Origin of the sequence: Enterovibrio gelatinilyticus (assembly GCF_028683095.1) — a bacterium.
Lineage (GTDB): Bacteria > Pseudomonadota > Gammaproteobacteria > Enterobacterales > Vibrionaceae > Enterovibrio > Enterovibrio gelatinilyticus.
In genome coordinates this window covers 1-678 of sequence record NZ_JAJUBC010000106.1, presented here as the reverse complement: position 1 = coordinate 678, position 678 = coordinate 1, and the positions used below count along the sequence as shown (strand labels likewise).

Sequence of the window (678 nt, the reverse complement as noted above, 5' to 3'; positions counted from 1 at the left end):
GTGGATTTGGACTCAGACAACGACACCATCCCTGATGTGGTCGAAGCCGGTCTCATCGACGCTGATGGCGATCTGATGGTCGACAGTATCGACCTACAAGCCAGCGTCGATCCTGCCCCAGATTCTGACGGTGATGGCATTCCAGACTTCCTCGATCTCGAAAGCCACAACGCAGAGAACGACGGCACCGCCTTCGACATGCATGGCTACGACTTTGCTGCTTTCGACACCAATGGAGATGGCATGCTCAACCTTCAAGATGGCGAAGGGGGTAGCGATGTGAATGGTAACGGGGTTGATGATCGTGCCGAAGACTCGGACGGTGATGGTATCTCCAACCCGAACGATGAAGACGACGATAACGACGGCACGCTCGATATCTACGATGCCTTCCCGTTCGATCCAAACGAAGACACGGACACCGATGGTGACGGCGTGGGCGATAACGGTGATGCCTTCCCAACGGATGCCACTGAGACAACCGATACTGACGGCGATGGCGTCGGTGACAATGCCGATGCCTTCCCTAACGATGCGTCTGAGACAACCGACTCTGACGGTGACGGTGTGGGCGATAATGCCGATGCCTTCCCTGACGATGCCACGGAAACGTCGGATTCAGACGGTGACGGTGTCGGCGATAACAGCGACATCGACCGAGACAACGATGGTCTGTCA

At 56.2% G+C, this 678-nt stretch carries 1 pseudogene; it reads left to right on the top strand.

Annotation, left to right across the window (positions count from 1 at the left end):
• Window positions 1–678 (top strand): annotated as a pseudogene (locus LRP50_RS25415) (thrombospondin); the annotation flags it as partial.